The 15316-nt window shown below is 49.8% G+C and carries 15 protein-coding genes; 11 read left to right on the plus strand and 4 right to left on the minus strand.

The window, feature by feature from the left end:
* The first annotated feature begins 14 nt into the window (after window positions 1–14).
* Window positions 15–980, plus strand: a complete 966-nt coding sequence (locus AACU19_RS13610; RefSeq protein ID WP_105279040.1) for a DMT family transporter — start codon at window positions 15–17, stop codon at window positions 978–980.
* 107 nt (window positions 981–1087) lie between these two features.
* On the plus strand, window positions 1088–1750 hold the full coding sequence (gene ytfE / locus AACU19_RS13615) for an iron-sulfur cluster repair protein YtfE (protein ID WP_000331456.1): 663 nt from the start codon (window positions 1088–1090) through the stop codon (window positions 1748–1750).
* 44 nt (window positions 1751–1794) lie between these two features.
* Here ytfE and cycA read toward each other — a convergent pair whose 3' ends face one another.
* Together cycA and fklB are read right to left on the minus strand one after the other, a co-directional pair.
* On the minus strand, window positions 1795–3207 hold the full coding sequence (gene cycA / locus AACU19_RS13620; protein ID WP_000228335.1) for a D-serine/D-alanine/glycine transporter: 1413 nt from the start codon (window positions 3205–3207) through the stop codon (window positions 1795–1797).
* Between the two features lie 308 nt (window positions 3208–3515).
* Window positions 3516–4136, minus strand: coding sequence for an FKBP-type peptidyl-prolyl cis-trans isomerase (gene fklB / locus AACU19_RS13625; protein WP_000211225.1), 621 nt, complete (start codon window positions 4134–4136; stop codon window positions 3516–3518).
* Window positions 4137–4353: 217 nt separating this feature from the next.
* Here fklB and ytfB point away from each other — a divergent pair, with 217 nt between their 5' ends.
* Window positions 4354–4992: a cell division protein YtfB gene (gene ytfB, locus AACU19_RS13630; protein WP_001119472.1), complete on the plus strand. Its 639-nt coding sequence runs from the start codon at window positions 4354–4356 to the stop codon at window positions 4990–4992.
* Here the strand turns inward: ytfB and AACU19_RS13635 are convergent.
* Window positions 4976–5623: a TetR/AcrR family transcriptional regulator gene (locus AACU19_RS13635; RefSeq protein WP_001355101.1), complete on the minus strand. Its 648-nt coding sequence runs from the start codon at window positions 5621–5623 to the stop codon at window positions 4976–4978. The genes ytfB and AACU19_RS13635 overlap by 17 nt on opposite strands.
* A 211-nt stretch (window positions 5624–5834) precedes the next feature.
* Between AACU19_RS13635 and AACU19_RS13640 the strand changes: the two genes are divergently transcribed.
* The 8 genes from AACU19_RS13640 to AACU19_RS13675 are packed head-to-tail and all read left to right on the plus strand — an operon-like array spanning window position 5835 to window position 14738.
* On the plus strand, window positions 5835–6626 hold the full coding sequence (locus AACU19_RS13640; protein ID WP_105279041.1) for a 3-ketoacyl-ACP reductase: 792 nt from the start codon (window positions 5835–5837) through the stop codon (window positions 6624–6626).
* Between the two features lie 9 nt (window positions 6627–6635).
* The gene (locus AACU19_RS13645) at window positions 6636–7478 is read left to right on the plus strand and encodes a sugar phosphate isomerase/epimerase family protein (RefSeq protein ID WP_105279042.1); all 843 of its coding nucleotides are present in this window, start codon (window positions 6636–6638) and stop codon (window positions 7476–7478) included.
* Between the two features lie 9 nt (window positions 7479–7487).
* Window positions 7488–8264, plus strand: a complete 777-nt coding sequence (locus AACU19_RS13650) for an enoyl-CoA hydratase/isomerase family protein (RefSeq protein WP_001283556.1) — start codon at window positions 7488–7490, stop codon at window positions 8262–8264.
* 9 nt (window positions 8265–8273) lie between these two features.
* On the plus strand, window positions 8274–9815 hold the full coding sequence (locus AACU19_RS13655; RefSeq protein ID WP_105279043.1) for an acyl CoA:acetate/3-ketoacid CoA transferase: 1542 nt from the start codon (window positions 8274–8276) through the stop codon (window positions 9813–9815).
* Window positions 9812–11893, plus strand: coding sequence for an FAD-dependent oxidoreductase (locus tag AACU19_RS13660; protein WP_105279044.1), 2082 nt, complete (start codon window positions 9812–9814; stop codon window positions 11891–11893). The genes AACU19_RS13655 and AACU19_RS13660 overlap by 4 nt, the downstream gene beginning before the upstream one ends.
* Window positions 11894–11913: 20 nt before the next feature.
* Window positions 11914–12390 carry a TRAP transporter small permease gene (locus tag AACU19_RS13665; protein WP_001244360.1) on the plus strand — a complete coding sequence of 159 codons (477 nt, stop codon included), beginning with the start codon at window positions 11914–11916 and terminating at the stop codon, window positions 12388–12390.
* A gap of 22 nt (window positions 12391–12412) precedes the next feature.
* On the plus strand, window positions 12413–13714 hold the full coding sequence (locus tag AACU19_RS13670; RefSeq protein WP_000386862.1) for a TRAP transporter large permease: 1302 nt from the start codon (window positions 12413–12415) through the stop codon (window positions 13712–13714).
* A gap of 52 nt (window positions 13715–13766) precedes the next feature.
* On the plus strand, window positions 13767–14738 hold the full coding sequence (locus AACU19_RS13675; protein WP_105279045.1) for a TRAP transporter substrate-binding protein: 972 nt from the start codon (window positions 13767–13769) through the stop codon (window positions 14736–14738).
* A gap of 111 nt (window positions 14739–14849) precedes the next feature.
* Here AACU19_RS13675 and rplI read toward each other — a convergent pair whose 3' ends face one another.
* Window positions 14850–15299, minus strand: a complete 450-nt coding sequence (gene rplI / locus AACU19_RS13680) for a 50S ribosomal protein L9 (protein ID WP_001196062.1) — start codon at window positions 15297–15299, stop codon at window positions 14850–14852.
* Window positions 15300–15316: the final 17 nt, after the last annotated feature.

Below are 15316 nucleotides of genomic sequence, written 5' to 3' on the forward strand. Positions count from 1 at the left end.
AATGGATGCCAGTAATGATTAGCGGCGTGCTGTACGCCCTGTTAGCAGGGTTGATGTGGGGGCTTATATTTGTCGGGCCGTTGATCGTGCCGGAATACCCGGCGATGTTGCAGTCGATGGGCCGTTATCTGGCGTTAGGGTTAATTGCGCTCCCCATTGCCTGGCTGGGGCGCGTGCGTCTGCGTCAGTTGGCGCGTCGCGACTGGCTTACCGCCTTGATGCTCACCATGATGGGCAACCTCATCTATTACTTCTGCCTTGCCAGTGCCATTCAACGTACTGGCGCGCCTGTTTCCACGATGATTATCGGCACCCTGCCGGTGGTGATTCCTGTCTTCGCCAATCTGCTTTATAGCCAGCGCGACGGCAAACTCGCGTGGGGAAAACTCGCCCCGGCACTGGTTTGTATTGGCATTGGCCTGGCGTGTGTGAATATTGCTGAGTTAAACCACGGACTCCCCGATTTTGACTGGGCACGTTATGCCTCAGGCATCGTACTGGCGCTAGTCTCCGTGGTCTGCTGGGCGTGGTATGCCTTGCGCAACGCCCGTTGGCTGCGGGAAAACCCAGACAAACATCCGATGATGTGGGCGACGGCGCAGGCGCTGGTCACGCTGCCGGTTTCTCTCATCGGCTATCTCGTCGCCTGTTACTGGCTGAATATGCAAACGCCGGGCTTCTCCCTACCTTTTGGCCCCCGTCCGCTGGTGTTTATTAGTCTGATGATTGCGATAGCCGTGCTTTGCTCATGGGTTGGCGCACTCTGCTGGAACGTCGCCAGCCAGCGATTACCGACGGTTATCCTCGGACCGTTGATTGTTTTCGAAACGCTGGCAGGTTTGCTGTACACCTTTTTACTCCGCCAGCAAATGCCGCCGCTAATGACGCTGAGCGGTATCGCGCTGTTAGTGATTGGCGTGGTCATTGCGGTCAGAGCCAAACCGGAAAAACCCTTAACTGAATCTGTCTCAGAAAGTTGACACGCTGGCAGTGAGTTAAATAAGCCTCTGCTACGTAAGGGTTATAGCATTTGCCTTAAAGATGCATTTAAAATACATCTTATATTATTAAGAATGAGGTATCAGCTATGGCTTATCGCGACCAACCTTTAGGTGAACTGGCGCTCTCTATTCCTCGCGCTTCGGCTCTGTTTCGTAAATATGATATGGATTACTGCTGCGGCGGTAAGCAAACGCTGGCGCGCGCGGCGGCACGTAAAGAACTGGATGTTGAGGTCATTGAAGCCGAACTGGCAAAGCTTGCTGAACAACCGATTGAGAAAGACTGGCGTAGCGCCCCACTGGCAGAAATCATCGACCATATCATCGTGCGCTACCACGATCGTCACCGCGAGCAGTTGCCGGAGCTGATCCTGCAAGCGACCAAAGTCGAGCGCGTTCACGCCGACAAACCGAGCGTGCCAAAAGGGCTGACAAAATACCTGACTATGCTGCATGAAGAGCTTTCCAGCCACATGATGAAAGAAGAGCAGATCCTCTTCCCGATGATCAAACAAGGCATGGGTAGCCAGGCGATGGGGCCAATTAGCGTAATGGAAAGCGAGCACGATGAAGCGGGCGAACTGCTGGAAGTGATTAAACACACCACCAATAACGTCACACCGCCGCCGGAAGCCTGCACCACCTGGAAAGCGATGTATAACGGTATTAATGAATTGATTGATGACCTGATGGATCACATCAGCCTGGAAAACAATGTACTGTTCCCACGCGCGCTGGCGGGTGAGTGATCTAAAAGCTGGATGGCATTGCGCCATCCAGCATGATAAAGCCGTTACTTCCGCAGTTCAGCAGTCCGCTTCTTACCAATAAACAACCAGCCCAGCCCCAGCGCGATAAACCACAGCGGGGTAACCAGCAGCGCCTGGCGAGTGTCATCTTCCAGTGTCAGCAGCACGACCACGAACACAAAGAACGCCATACATACCCAGCACATCAGCTTGCCGAGCGGCATCTTGTAGATAGACTTCTCATGCAGGTGCGGACGCTGTTTGCGATACACCAGGTATGAGCAAAGGATAATCGTCCAGACGAACATAAACAGAATCGCGGAAACAGTCGTGATCATCGTGAACGCGCCAATTACACTTGGATTCACATACAACATCACCACGCCGCCGAGCAGACAGATACAAGAGAAGGTCAGCCCTTTCGCGGGCACGGCGCGCTTAGAAAGTTTAGCGAACGCTTTCGGCGCAACACCTTCCTGGGCCAGACCAAACAGCATACGGCTGGTAGAGAAGACGCCGCTGTTAGCGGAAGACGCCGCAGAGGTCAGCACCACAAAGTTGATTACGCTGGCAGCCGCAGGCAAACCCACCAACACAAACAATTCAACAAACGGGCTTTTCTCCGGGACTACTGAACTCCACGGCGTCACGGACATAATCACAATCAGCGCGAAGACGTAGAACATAATGATACGGATCGGAATGGAGTTAATCGCGCGTGGCAGTGATTTCTCCGGATCTTTCGTTTCCGCAGCGGTTGTACCGACCAGCTCAATCCCCACGAAAGCGAAAACCGCTATCTGGAATCCGGCAAAGAAGCCACTTAAACCTTTCGGGAACCAGCCGCCGTCATTCCACAAATGCGCAAACGACGCTTCCACACCGGTCGGTGACTGGAAGTGCATCATGACCATGATCAGACCAACGACAATCAGCGACACGATGGCGACAATTTTGATCATCGCAAACCAGAACTCCATCTCACCGAACATTTTCACAGTAGCGAGGTTGAGCGTCAGCAGCAGCACTATCACCGCCAGCGAGGCGACCCAGTCGGAGAGATCGGGGAACCAGAACTGAGCATAGGCAGTGATGGCCACCACGTCCGCCATACCGGTAACCACCCAGCAGAACCAGTAGGTCCAGCCAGTGAAATATCCCGCCCATGGCCCCAGTAAATCGGAAGCGAAGTCACTAAAAGATTTGTATTCCAGATTCGAAAGCAGCAATTCCCCCATTGCCCGCATCACGAAAAAGAGCATAAAACCGATGATCATATAAACGAAGATGATCGACGGTCCGGCAAGGCTGATTGTTTTACCGGAACCCATAAACAACCCCGTACCAATGGCCCCACCAATGGCAATAAGCTGAATATGTCGGTTTGTGAGATTGCGCCGTAGCGACTGTTCAGCCGGAGCCTGATCATCGGCAACGACTTTTACCTGATCTACCATGTTTTTTTCTTCCTGTACCTGTCTGTGTTGTTCAGGCTCTGCGGCCTTTAGTCAGTCTATGATACGACGAATCTGTATCGGGACTCATCGATATTAGGTAACAATACGCGGGATGAATACTAAGATTTAGATCTAATGTTAATTTTATGTTTAAAGTGAGTGTCATATCACGGTGATAACGCGAAACAGCTCACAAAAATACACGCTTACGTGGTCTTTGCAACACAAAATAGCGCCATTTGGCAAACTGAAGGGGTTATTGCTGAATGCCTGCTCCCCTCTGGCTCGAGGGGAACAGAATGCGCTGCTTAGAGGATTTCCAGCAGTTCGACTTCAAACACCAGGGTGCTGAACGGAGGGATGGACGCGCCTGCGCCACGCTCGCCATAGGCCAGTTCCTGCGGGATAGTCAGTTCCCATTTAGAACCTACCGGCATCAGAGTCAGTGCTTCAATCCAGCCAGGGATCACGCCGTTAACCGGGAATTCAGCTGGCTCGCCGCGAGCGACGGAGCTGTCAAACACGGTGCCGTCGATCAGTTTTCCGGTGTAATGAACACGAACGCGGTCAGTGCGTGCCGGAATTGCGCCTTCCCCCTGATTGATCACGCGGAATTGCAGGCCAGATTCGGTGCTATTCACGCCCTCTTTTTTGGCGTTTTCTTCAAGATATTTCACACCTTCGGCAGCCATCGCCTGGAAACGTTGGCGACGAACGGCATCGGCGCGTTCGTGGATTTCACGCAGCGCGCGGTGCACCACATCAACCGGAACAGCCGGATGTTTGCCTTCCAGCGCATCAGCAATGCCTGCGACCAGAGCTTCTGGCAGCAGCCCTTCCAGGCCTGATTCACTCAGTTGTTGCCCTACCTGCAAACCAATGCCGTAGCTTGCTTGCGCTTCGATGGTGTCAAAAGTTGGGGTGGTCATCGTATTTCCTTTCTTAGGGTATAAAGTAGCGGGCAGCATATCAGCCACACTTCTTTGGGTAAAACTTTGTCGCGGGAATGATGACAAATCCCGGGGAAAAAGAAACAATAGCAATATCCCGTATGAATATAATAAAGGCGGGTTTACCACGGACATCATAGCGTTAGCTTATTCATAGGCTATGATTGAGGAACAAGACGCGGAGCAGGAGGAAACCATGCCCGGGCGCTTTGAACTAAAACCAACCCTGGAGAAAGTCTGGCACGCGCCGGACAATTTTCGCTTCATGGACCCGCTACCGCCGATGCATCGTCGGGGGATCATTATTGCCGCTATTGTATTGGTGGTCGGATTTCTACTCCCGTCTGATGATACGCCAAACGCGCCGGTGGTGACGCGTGAAGCACAGTTAGATATTCAGTCGCAATCACAACCGCCGACAGAAGAACAGCTGCGGGCGCAATTAGTCACACCACAAAATGATCCTGATCAGGTGGCTCCGGTCGCTCCAGAACCGATACAGGAAGGCCAACCGGAAGAGCAGCCGCAAACCTCGCAAGTGCAACCTTTCCAGCCAGATAGCGGAATTGACAATCAATGGCGCTCTTATCGTGTCGAACCCGGTAAAACAATGGCGCAGCTGTTCCGCGACCACGGACTGCCCGCTACCGATGTCTATGCAATGGCGCAGGTAGAAGGCGCGGATAAGCCACTGAGTAATTTGCAAAATGGGCAGATGGTGAAAATCCGCCAGAACGCCAGCGGCGTGGTGACGGGCTTAACCATTGATACGGGAAATAATCAACAGGTTCTGTTTACCCGCCAGCCGGATGGCAGTTTTATTCGCGCGCGGTAGATGAAGGGTCAACCAGAAGCCAGCTAAGGATCGTCTCTTTGATGACCTTACGCCTGGCTTCCAGTGCCTGCGGTGAAACCATACTGATGTGATAAACCAGGCCAAGCGTATGTTGGTTGATCAAATAATATCCTCCAAGAGCAGCAATATTAATATTCACCTGCAACGGGTCGATATCTGGCTTAAAAATATTGCGCCGTTTGCCTTCAGCTAATAATGACTCCATTAACTGTAAGTGTGCGTGGTTAATTTCTAAAAGGCGCTGTGATTTTGCATAATGCACCCCTTTACTCTGGTTTTCACTATGCACAATTTTTAAAAACCAGGGGTTAGCAATGTAATAATCCCAGGTGAAATCGATAATTTTCTCAATGGCTTTTTGTGGCGGAAGACCTGAGAAATCAAGGGATTTTTCTTTTTGCCGAATATCATTCCAGGTATATTCCAGCACTTCGATAAATAAATTTTCTTTATTACCAAAGTGATGATAAACCGTCTGTTTACTGCACTCCGCGGCCTTGACGATATTATCGACTCTGGCCCCTTCGTAACCATATTCGGCAAATTCATTAACCGCACATAACAACAGCTTTTCCTTCAGGCTTTGTACGTTGCTGGTATCAAGATACATTCCGCTTCCCCACGTCTTCTTCGTGATGACTATCTTAACCCGATTTGTTAGAAGCTCCACTAAAATGGCTAAAAACTCGCAATTTCATCGGGTTATCAAATGCTCTGTGATCATTATCGCATATCAACCAACTAGATGGTTGATCTTTCTTGCCACACATTGCAAGCTAATCGTCACTTAAGGAAATAATATTCAAAAAGAGGGTTATTGTATGAAGTCAACACGTCCTGTTGCTGTCATCACTGGAGCCGCACGTGGTATTGGAAAGGGCTGTGCACTGGAACTTGCGCGTGGCGGATTTAATCTGCTGATTAATGATCGTCCGGATGCCGACAGCGTAGAAAAATTACATGCCACACAACAAGAATGTCTGGCGGAAGGCGTGGAAGTGATTTGCTTCCCTGCTGATGTTGGCGATCTCTCCCTTCATGAAGAGATGCTCGACGCGGCGCAAAACCAGTGGGGACGTCTGGACTGTCTACTCAACAACGCAGGCATTTCAGTGAAAAAACGCGGTGACCTCCTCGACCTCGAACCAGACAGCTTCGACCAAAACATTGCCATTAACACCCGTGCGCCGTTCTTCCTTGCTCAGGCATTCAGTAAGCGATTACTGGCACAGCCGAAACCGGAAGCAGAACTGCCGCACCGCTCGATTATTTTTGTCAGTTCCATAAACGCCATCATGCTGGCGATGAATCGCGGCGAATATACCATTGCAAAAACTGCCGTCTCCGCCGCAGCTCGTCTGTTTGCCGCTCGCCTTTGCAATGAACAAATTGGCGTTTATGAAGTGCGCCCTGGCCTAATCAAAACCGATATGACCATTCCGGCAACGGCTTATTACGACGAACTGATTGCTAAGGGGTTAGTGCCGTGGGGACGTTGGGGTTATCCGGCTGATATTGCCTCAACGGTCCGCGCGATGGCGGAAGGCAAACTGATTTACACCTGTGGTCAGGCGGTCGCCATCGACGGCGGCTTAAGTATACCGCGCTTCTGAGGCTGAATCATGAGAGATCTGTTACAACGCCCGGATTTATTCAGTATCAATACTGCGACACTGGGCTATAAAACGCCGCTACCTGCCATTATTGATGCCTGCGCCGCACGCGGTATTGGCGCGATTGCCCCCTGGCGCAGGGAGTTACAGGGTGAAGATCTCCAGCAAATCGCCCGCCAGCTTGCTGCCAGTAACATGAGCGTTTCCGGTTTGTGCCGTAGCACCTATTACACCGCGCCGACGCTGACGGAACGCAAACTGGCGATTGATGATAACCGCCGGGCGCTGGACGACGCCGCTGTACTAAACGCCGCCTGTTATATGCAGGTGGTTGGCGGTCTGCCAATGGGAACAAAAGATCTGTACGAAGCGCGGGAACAGGTGAAACAAGGGATTCGCCAGTTGCTGCCACATTCGAAAGATGTCGGCGTGCCAATTGCGCTGGAGCCGCTGCACCCGATGACAGCTGCCGATCGCTCTTGCCTGTGCACGTTACGTCAGGCGCTGGACTGGTGTGATGAACTCGATCCCGATGGGGAGTTTGGCCTCGGCGTGGCGGTAGATGTCTACCACGTTTGGTGGGATCCGGATCTCACCAGTCAGATCCTGCGTGCCGGAAAACGCATCCTCGCGTTTCATGTTTCCGACTGGCTGGTGCCAACCACCGATTTAGTCAATGACCGGGGAATGCCGGGAGATGGCGTAATCAATATTCCGTCTATTCGTCGCCAGGTAGAAAATGCCGGATTTAACGGTGCTGTGGAACTGGAAATTTTCTCACCGTACTGGTGGCAGCAAGATATTAACAGCACGTTGGATATTAGCGTCGATCGCATCGCGCATTATTGCTAAGGAATGATCATGAGTGACCAACCCGTTCTGTTCAGCAGAGCGGCGGCTTCCTGCCGCCTGACATTGAACCGTGAAGATAAATGTCATGCTATTAATGAAGAAATGATCGAATCTCTCGACCATTATTTAAATGAAATTGAAAACGACACCACATTACGATTAGTCGAATTAACGGCAACCGGCGATAAATTCTTTTGTGCGGGCGGCGATATTAAATCGTGGTCAGCCTATTCGCCATTAGATATGGGCAGAAAATGGATTAAACGCGGCAATGACGTTTTTAATCGCCTGCGCAATTTACCTCAATTAACGGTTGCGAATCTCAACGGTCATACTATCGGCGGTGGTATTGAACTTGCCTTGTGCTGCGATATTCGTATTGCCCGCCCCAGTGCGAAATTCTCTAATCCGGAAGTAATGCTCGGCATGGTGCCTGGCTGGATGGGCATTGAACGCGTGCTTAATCAGGTCGGTCCGGTGGTCGGTCGCCAGATGCTGATGCTGGGTAAACGCCTGACGGCGCAGGAAGCTCAGGCGGCGAATTTAATTGATGAAGTGGTAGAAAAAGAACAGGTGGAAAGCTGGATGGCGAATCAGTTAGCGCAGCTGGAAAAATGCGGTCCGGTGGCGCTCGCACATATCAAGCAACTGATTCTGGCTCTAGAAAATAAACATGCTGATTACCCGCACCAGTTACTGGCTGGATTAATGTCCGCCACTCAGGATTGCCAGCAGGCGACGCGCGCATTTGCCGAAAAAAGTAGCGTGAGCTTCCAAAATCAATAAGGAAATTGTATGCGTAAGATAACAACCGCCGAGACACTGGCGGCGCAAATTCAGGACGGCGCAACCATTGCCATTAGCGGTAATGGCGGCGGCATGGTGGAAGCGGACCATATTCTGGCTGCTATTGAAGCGCGTTTCCTGCAAACCGGACACCCGCGCGATCTGACATTAATCCACTCGCTGGGCATTGGCGATCGCGACTGCAAAGGCACTAACCGCTTCGCTCATGCAGATATGCTCAAACGCATCATTGCCGGACATTTTACCTGGTCGCCCAAGATGCAGGATCTGGTGAAAAACAATGCTATTGAAGCCTACTGCTTCCCTGGTGGCGTAATTCAGGCACTGCTGCGGGAGATCGGTGCCGGACGTCCAGGGCTTTTTACCCACGTTGGACTGGGATCGTTTGTTGATCCGCGCAACGGCGGCGGTAAGTCGAACGCCAGCACCACTGAGGATCTGGTAGAACTGATTGAAATCGACGGTGAAACCAAACTTCGTTATCGCCCTTTCAAAGTGGATTACGCGATTTTGCGTGGCACTTATGCTGATCCGCGTGGCAACGTCAGCCTCGAAGAAGAGGCGATTGATATGGATAGCTATTCCATGGCGCTGGCAGCACACAACAGCGGCGGCAAAGTGTTCGTACAGGTGCGCGATGTGCTGGAAGCTGGTGCCATTGAACCACGCCGGGTCAAATTACCGGGCATTCTGGTTGATGGCATCGTTGAACACCGCGAACAACCACAAACCTATCTTGGCGGTTACGATCTGACCATTAGCGGTCAGCATCGCCGTCTAAGTTCTAACGACGCAATTGAACTGGTTAGTCATCCGGTGCGCCGCCTGATTGCCCGTCGGGCAGCACGCGAACTGGTAGCTGGCGCTTCAACCAACTTTGGCTTTGGCATTCCCGGCGGCATTCCTGGGGTTGCACTGCGCGAAGGCGTGCCTTATCAAAGTTTATGGCTGAGCGTCGAGCAAGGCGTGCATAACGGTATGATGCTGGATGATGCTCTGTTCGGCTGCGCCCGTAACGCCGATGCCATTATTCCATCACTCGATCAATTCGAATTCTACAGTGGCGGAGGGATCGATATCACCTTCCTCGGCATGGGAGAGATGGATCAGTACGGTAACGTCAACGTCTCCCATCTCAATGGCAATCTCATTGGCCCCGGCGGATTTCTCGAAATTGCGCAAAACGCCCGTAAAGTGGTGTTCTGCGGTACGTTTGACGCCAAAGGTAGCAAGATTGATGTAACGCCAGATGGCTTGCATATCGCCCAGTCAGGTCAAATCCCTAAACTGGTTACCCAGGTGGAAAAAATCACTTTTAGCGCCGCCTACGCACAGCAAAGCGGTCAGGAAGTGTTGTATATCACTGAACGTGCAGTATTCCAGTTAACGGCAGAAGGCGTTGAATTAATTGAAATCGCGCCGGGTGTGGAGATTGAACGCGACATTCTGCCGTATATGGCCTTCCGTCCAATTATCAATCAGCCACGCCTGATGGAAAGTAGCCTCTTTACGCCGATGGAGGATGCATGAGCCAGCTTGATGACACCCTCCTTGATGCGCTCACACACGTCACTTTTCCAAAGGGTTTTGTGTCAGCAGAGCCAGCGTCAATTGTCACGGTTGAAGATGTCGATTACCCGATCTGGCAAGTTGATGCGCTAGTTGTTGGTAGCGGCGCGGCAGGACTTCGCGCAGCGGTTGAACTTAAGCGCCGCCAGCAAAATGTGCTGATCGCCACCGCCGGGTTATATATGGGGACATCGGCATGTTCTGGTTCCGATAAACAGACGCTGTTTACCGCCGCTACCGCGGGCAATGGCGACAACTTCACCAAACTGGCAGAGGCACTGGCGAGCGGTGGAGCGATGGATCACGACACCGCTTATGTCGAAGCGGTAGGTTCTCTGCACACTCTTGGCGGGTTGCAATATCTTGGTCTGGAATTACCGGAAGATCGCTATGGCGCGATTCTTCGTTATCAAACCGACCATGACGAAGCCGGGCGTGCAACCTCGTGTGGGCCGCGTACCTCAAGGTTAATGGTGAAAGTGCTGCTGGAAGAAGTACAGCGCCTCGCCATTCCAGTGTTGACCAGTGCAACAGTGATTAAACTGCTGCATCAGCGTGACGAAAACGGCGAAGACCGCGTGGCGGGAGCAATCCTCGCGACCGGTCATCGCGCCCATAACCCTTGGGGGCTGGCTATTGTGACGGCGCCCAATGTGGTACTGGCAACGGGCGGACCGGGCGAGCTTTATCGCGACAGTGTTTATCCACATAAATGCTTCGGCTCGCTGGGACTGGCACTGGAAGAAGGTTTGACGCTAACCAATCTGACAGAAAGCCAGTTTGGTATTGGCACGCCACGCAACACCTTTCCGTGGAATTTGTCCGGCACCTATGTACAGGTGATCCCATATATCTATTCCGTAGATGCTGAGGGCAACGAGTATAACTTCCTCACGGATTACTATCGAACTACCCAGGAACTGGCTTCAAACATCTTCCGTAAAGGCTATCAGTGGCCGTTTCACGCCACACGAGTGATGGATTTTGGCTCCAGCTTGTTAGATATGGCAGTAGCGCAAGAGCAGCAATCAGGGCGTCAGGTATTTATGGATTTCAATCGCAATCCTGAACCTGTGCCGGGTGACCTGCCGTTCTCATTAGATCGACTGGACGACGACGTTCGCGCGTATCTGGAAAATAACGACGCTCTGGCACCATCGCCCATCGAACGACTGCAACGAATGAATCCGCTGTCTATCTCGCTGTATAAGATGCTCGGTTACGATCTCACCACGCAGCCATTGCAGTTTGCCATGAATAATCAGCATATGAATGGCGGCATTGAAGTGGATATCTGGGGGCAAACCTCCCTGTCCGGCTGTTTCGCCGTGGGGGAAGTTGCTGGCACACACGGCGTCACTCGCCCTGGTGGTGCGGCATTGAATGCCGGGCAGGTTTTTGCTGTTCGTCTGGCACGTTTTATTGGTTGCACGCAAAAGCGGTCCGTTGAGGATGATATCGCGCAGCTGGTAGCCTCACCTCTGCATACAATCAGAGAAGTTATCGCTCAGGCACTGGCAAACGAGAACGGAATGACGCTGGCAACGGTGAAAGAAAAAATCCAGGCGCGAATGTCTGATTACGCGGGATTTATTTGCCATGCTGATAAAGTTCGTCACGCCGCCCGTGACGCCATGCTGTTAAATGAATTTGCGCAGCAACATGGTCTAACTATCAACCACGCCGGTGAAATTGCCGAGCTATTTATGTGGCGGCATATGGCATTAACATCCGCTGCGGTGTTAAGCCAGCTATCACATTATATTGATGCTGGCGGTGGTAGTCGTGGAGCGCGGATGATTATTGATCCACAAGGAGAATATCTTCCACAAACTCGTCGCGGCGCAATCGAAGATTGGCGTTTTCGCTCTGAACAAGCTGAAGATAAAAATCACAGACTAACTCTCTCCTTTTCACAAGGTTTATTTATTAATGAAATTAAGTTCTTGAGAAACTTACCGCATATTAAAGGTATTTACTTTGAGAAGAATTGGCCTGATTTTCTTAACGGAACAATTTATCAGACACGGCATGAATAATATTGCAAAGGTTAATCACTATGCGAAATATAATCAGATCTATTAATTCATTGCTTTCCACGTTGAACATTACCATTTTGGCAATTATTGTGATGTGCGTTACATGGCAAGTAGTAGCACGATTTATCTTTAAAAGTCCCAGCATTTTTACAGATGAACTTAGTCGTTTACTATTTATTTGCCTTGGACTTTTTGGTGGTGCTTATACTGCCGGACAAAACCGACATCTGGCCATTGATCTTCTGCCAATGATGCTAAAAGGAAAATCCCGACGTTATTTATTCTTATGTATTCAGGCCATTGTTATTCTTTTTGCCTCTATCATTATGGTTTATGGTGGCGGGTTATTAACACTGGACACATTTGATTCAGGGCAAACTTCTCCGGCTTTAGGCTGGCAGATGGGATATATTTACATGAGCATTCCAATAAGTGGCATCCTTATTATTATATACACCATAGATACAGTTTTAACCGAACTTAAACAACCACTCTAAAATAAGTAGGGATGGAGAAAACATGGATTACTGGTTACCGATCATTGTGTTATTTGGTTCTTTCTTTTTTATGTTGGCATTAGGTGTTCCTATTGTCTATGCTATTGGTTTATCAACACTGGCATCAATTACTACACAACTCGATTTCAACTCAGCATTGAGTGTGGTTTCACAAAAGTTAGCCTCCGGGTTAGATAGTTTTACGTTGTTGGCAATCCCATTTTTTATCTTGTCTGGCAACATTATGAATCATGGAGGAATAGCGCGACGATTAATCAACTTTGCCCGTATTCTCGGCGGTCGTCTGCCAGGCTCACTTGCTCACTGTAATATTCTTGCCAATATGCTGTTCGGGGCAATTTCTGGTTCAGCTGTTGCTTCGGCGGCTGCGATGGGCGGCGTCATGCATCCACAGCAGGTTAAAGAGGGTTACGACCCGGCATTCAGTACCGCTGTTAACGTTGCCTCTGCACCGACAGGTTTACTTATTCCACCCAGTAATACGTTAATTGTCTTTTCACTGGTCAGTGGTGGTACTTCTATTGCCGCACTGTTCCTGGCAGGATATGTCCCGGGAATTTTATTGGGCCTGGCGCTGATGACTGTGGCTGGTATTATCGCGGTACGCCGGGGTTATCCAAAACCAGAACGTCCGACTTTGCGCCAGGCTGGAGTGGCAATATGGATGGCGATCCCCAGTATTTTCCTGATTGTATTAATTATGGGTGGTGTACTAAGCGGTATTTTTACCCCGACAGAAGCATCTGCAATTGCGGTAATTTATACCCTTTTCCTTGCACTGGTTCTTTATCGTGAAATATCAGTTAAAGATTTGCCTAAGATATTTCTGGAATCCGTCATTACCACAGCAATTGTTTTGTTGTTAATTGGTTCTTCAATGGGAATGTCATGGGCAATGTCAAACGCTGACGTTCCCTTCCTGATTCTCGATTTGCTTAACACTATTTCTGATAATCCAATAATAATCCTGCTTATTATCAATATTATTCTGTTGATTATCGGCACATTTATGGATATGACACCGGCAGTACTGATTTTTACGCCGATATTTTTACCCGTTGTCACCGAACTGGGCATGGACCCGATTCACTTTGGTATTGTCATGGTACTGAACATGTGTATCGGTATTTGTACTCCGCCTGTAGGCAGTGTGTTATTTGTCGGTTGTAGTGTATCTAAATTACCGATTAATAAAATTATCAAACCTATGCTGCCCTTCTATGCCGTGATGGTATTGGTGCTGGCTATGGTGACCTATATTCCGCAAATCAGTATGGCATTGCCAAGAGCACTGGGCTACTGATGCGCATTCACTGGCGGCTCCTGCCGCCATATTTATTAGAAAAGGAACATCTATGAAAATAAAAGTATCCGCTGGCATTATCGGTGCTGTTCTTATGTTATCTGCAGGCCAGTCCTGGGCAGTAACATTAAAACTTAGCCATAATCAGGATAAGTCGCATCCTGTTCATAAAGCGATGGAGTTCTTTGCAAAAAAAAGTAAAGAGTACTCTAACGGTGATATTACTATTCGTATTTATCCAAATGGAACATTGGGTACTCAACGAGAAACAATGGAGCTGATTCGTTCTGGTGCTATTCCGCTGGTAAAAACCAATGCGGCGGAGATGGAAGCCTTCGAGAGTTCGTATAAAATATTTAGCCTGCCTTATTTGTTCCGCGATCGTGATCATTATTATCAGGTCATGCAAGGCGATATCGGAAGGAAAATCCTCGACTCAACGAAAAACAAAGGTTATTTCGGTCTGACTTTCTATGATGGAGGCGCCCGCAGCTTCTACGGCAATAAACCGGTGCTGAAACCAGACGATCTCAAAGGAATGAAAGTTCGTGTCCAGCCAAGCCCAGGGGCAGTTGAGATGATCAAAGTCATGGGAGGTAACCCAACACCGCTGGATTATGGAGAGTTGTACACAGCATTGCAGCAAGGTGTGGTTGATATGGCGGAAAACAGTGTGATGGCGCTGACCACCATGCGCCACGGTGAAGTAGCAAAATCCTTCAGCCTTGACGAACACACTATGGTTCCTGATGTGGTTCTAATGAGCAATGCTTCGTTTGATAAGCTTAGCCCGGAAAATCAGGCAGCTATATTAAAAGCAGCTAAAGAATCAATGAGCTACATGAAAGACTTGTGGAGCGAGGAAGAGAAAAAAGAATTCGCTAAACTGGATCAAATGGGCGTGAAAGTCTACAAGGTTGATAAAGCACCGTTTATCGAGAAAGTGCAGCCGATGTATGCAGCCTTTGCTAAGGAAAACCCTGCTCTCGCCCCAATGCTAACTGATATTCAGGAGACTAAGTAATTATCTTAATAGGGCTGCTTATTGTGGCCCTTAGCAATATCTACAAGCGCTCGCTATAAAAGCAAAACGCCGACACAAGGTCGGCGTTTTTACGTCTCGTTGAATAACGAATTATTCAGCTACTACGTTTACGATCACTTTCGCGAATACTTCGCTGTGAACCTGGAAGCTCACTTCGTGTTCGCCAGTGGTACGCAGAACGCCGTTCGGCAGACGAACTTCGCTCTTAGCCACTTCAACGCCAGCTGCAGTTACAGCGTCAGCGATGTCGCGAGTACCGATGGAACCGAACAGTTTACCTTCGTCGCCAGCTTTAGACGCGATGGTAACAGTTTCCAGTGCATTGATTTTCTCAGCACGAGCATTAGCAGCTGCCAGAACTTCAGCCAGTTTAGCTTCCAGTTCAGCGCGACGTGCTTCGAAGAATTCAATGTTTTTCTTGGTAGCTGGAACAGCTTTACCCTGCGGTACCAGGAAGTTACGAGCATAGCCCGCTTTAACGTTTACCTGATCACCCAGGCTACCCAGGTTTGCTACTTTATCAAGCAGAATAACTTGCATTACCTTATCCTCTCAAA

Origin of the sequence: Escherichia sp. MOD1-EC4550 (assembly GCF_963876935.1) — a bacterium.
Classification (GTDB): domain Bacteria; phylum Pseudomonadota; class Gammaproteobacteria; order Enterobacterales; family Enterobacteriaceae; genus Escherichia; species Escherichia coli_F.

Coding starts and splice junctions, on each gene's coding strand:
- AACU19_RS13660 (WP_105279044.1), top strand. CDS start 9,812: ATGAGCCAGCTTGATGACACCCTCCTTGATGCGCTCACACACGTCACT.
- AACU19_RS13665 (WP_001244360.1), top strand. CDS start 11,914: ATGCGAAATATAATCAGATCTATTAATTCATTGCTTTCCACGTTGAAC.
- cycA (WP_000228335.1), bottom strand. CDS start 3,207: ATGGTAGATCAGGTAAAAGTCGTTGCCGATGATCAGGCTCCGGCTGAA.
- ytfB (WP_001119472.1), top strand. CDS start 4,354: ATGCCCGGGCGCTTTGAACTAAAACCAACCCTGGAGAAAGTCTGGCAC.
- AACU19_RS13645 (WP_105279042.1), top strand. CDS start 6,636: ATGAGAGATCTGTTACAACGCCCGGATTTATTCAGTATCAATACTGCG.
- AACU19_RS13670 (WP_000386862.1), top strand. CDS start 12,413: ATGGATTACTGGTTACCGATCATTGTGTTATTTGGTTCTTTCTTTTTT.
- ytfE (WP_000331456.1), top strand. CDS start 1,088: ATGGCTTATCGCGACCAACCTTTAGGTGAACTGGCGCTCTCTATTCCT.
- AACU19_RS13640 (WP_105279041.1), top strand. CDS start 5,835: ATGAAGTCAACACGTCCTGTTGCTGTCATCACTGGAGCCGCACGTGGT.
- rplI (WP_001196062.1), bottom strand. CDS start 15,299: ATGCAAGTTATTCTGCTTGATAAAGTAGCAAACCTGGGTAGCCTGGGT.
- fklB (WP_000211225.1), bottom strand. CDS start 4,136: ATGACCACCCCAACTTTTGACACCATCGAAGCGCAAGCAAGCTACGGC.
- AACU19_RS13650 (WP_001283556.1), top strand. CDS start 7,488: ATGAGTGACCAACCCGTTCTGTTCAGCAGAGCGGCGGCTTCCTGCCGC.
- AACU19_RS13655 (WP_105279043.1), top strand. CDS start 8,274: ATGCGTAAGATAACAACCGCCGAGACACTGGCGGCGCAAATTCAGGAC.
- AACU19_RS13635 (WP_001355101.1), bottom strand. CDS start 5,623: ATGTATCTTGATACCAGCAACGTACAAAGCCTGAAGGAAAAGCTGTTG.
- AACU19_RS13675 (WP_105279045.1), top strand. CDS start 13,767: ATGAAAATAAAAGTATCCGCTGGCATTATCGGTGCTGTTCTTATGTTA.
- AACU19_RS13610 (WP_105279040.1), top strand. CDS start 15: ATGATTAGCGGCGTGCTGTACGCCCTGTTAGCAGGGTTGATGTGGGGG.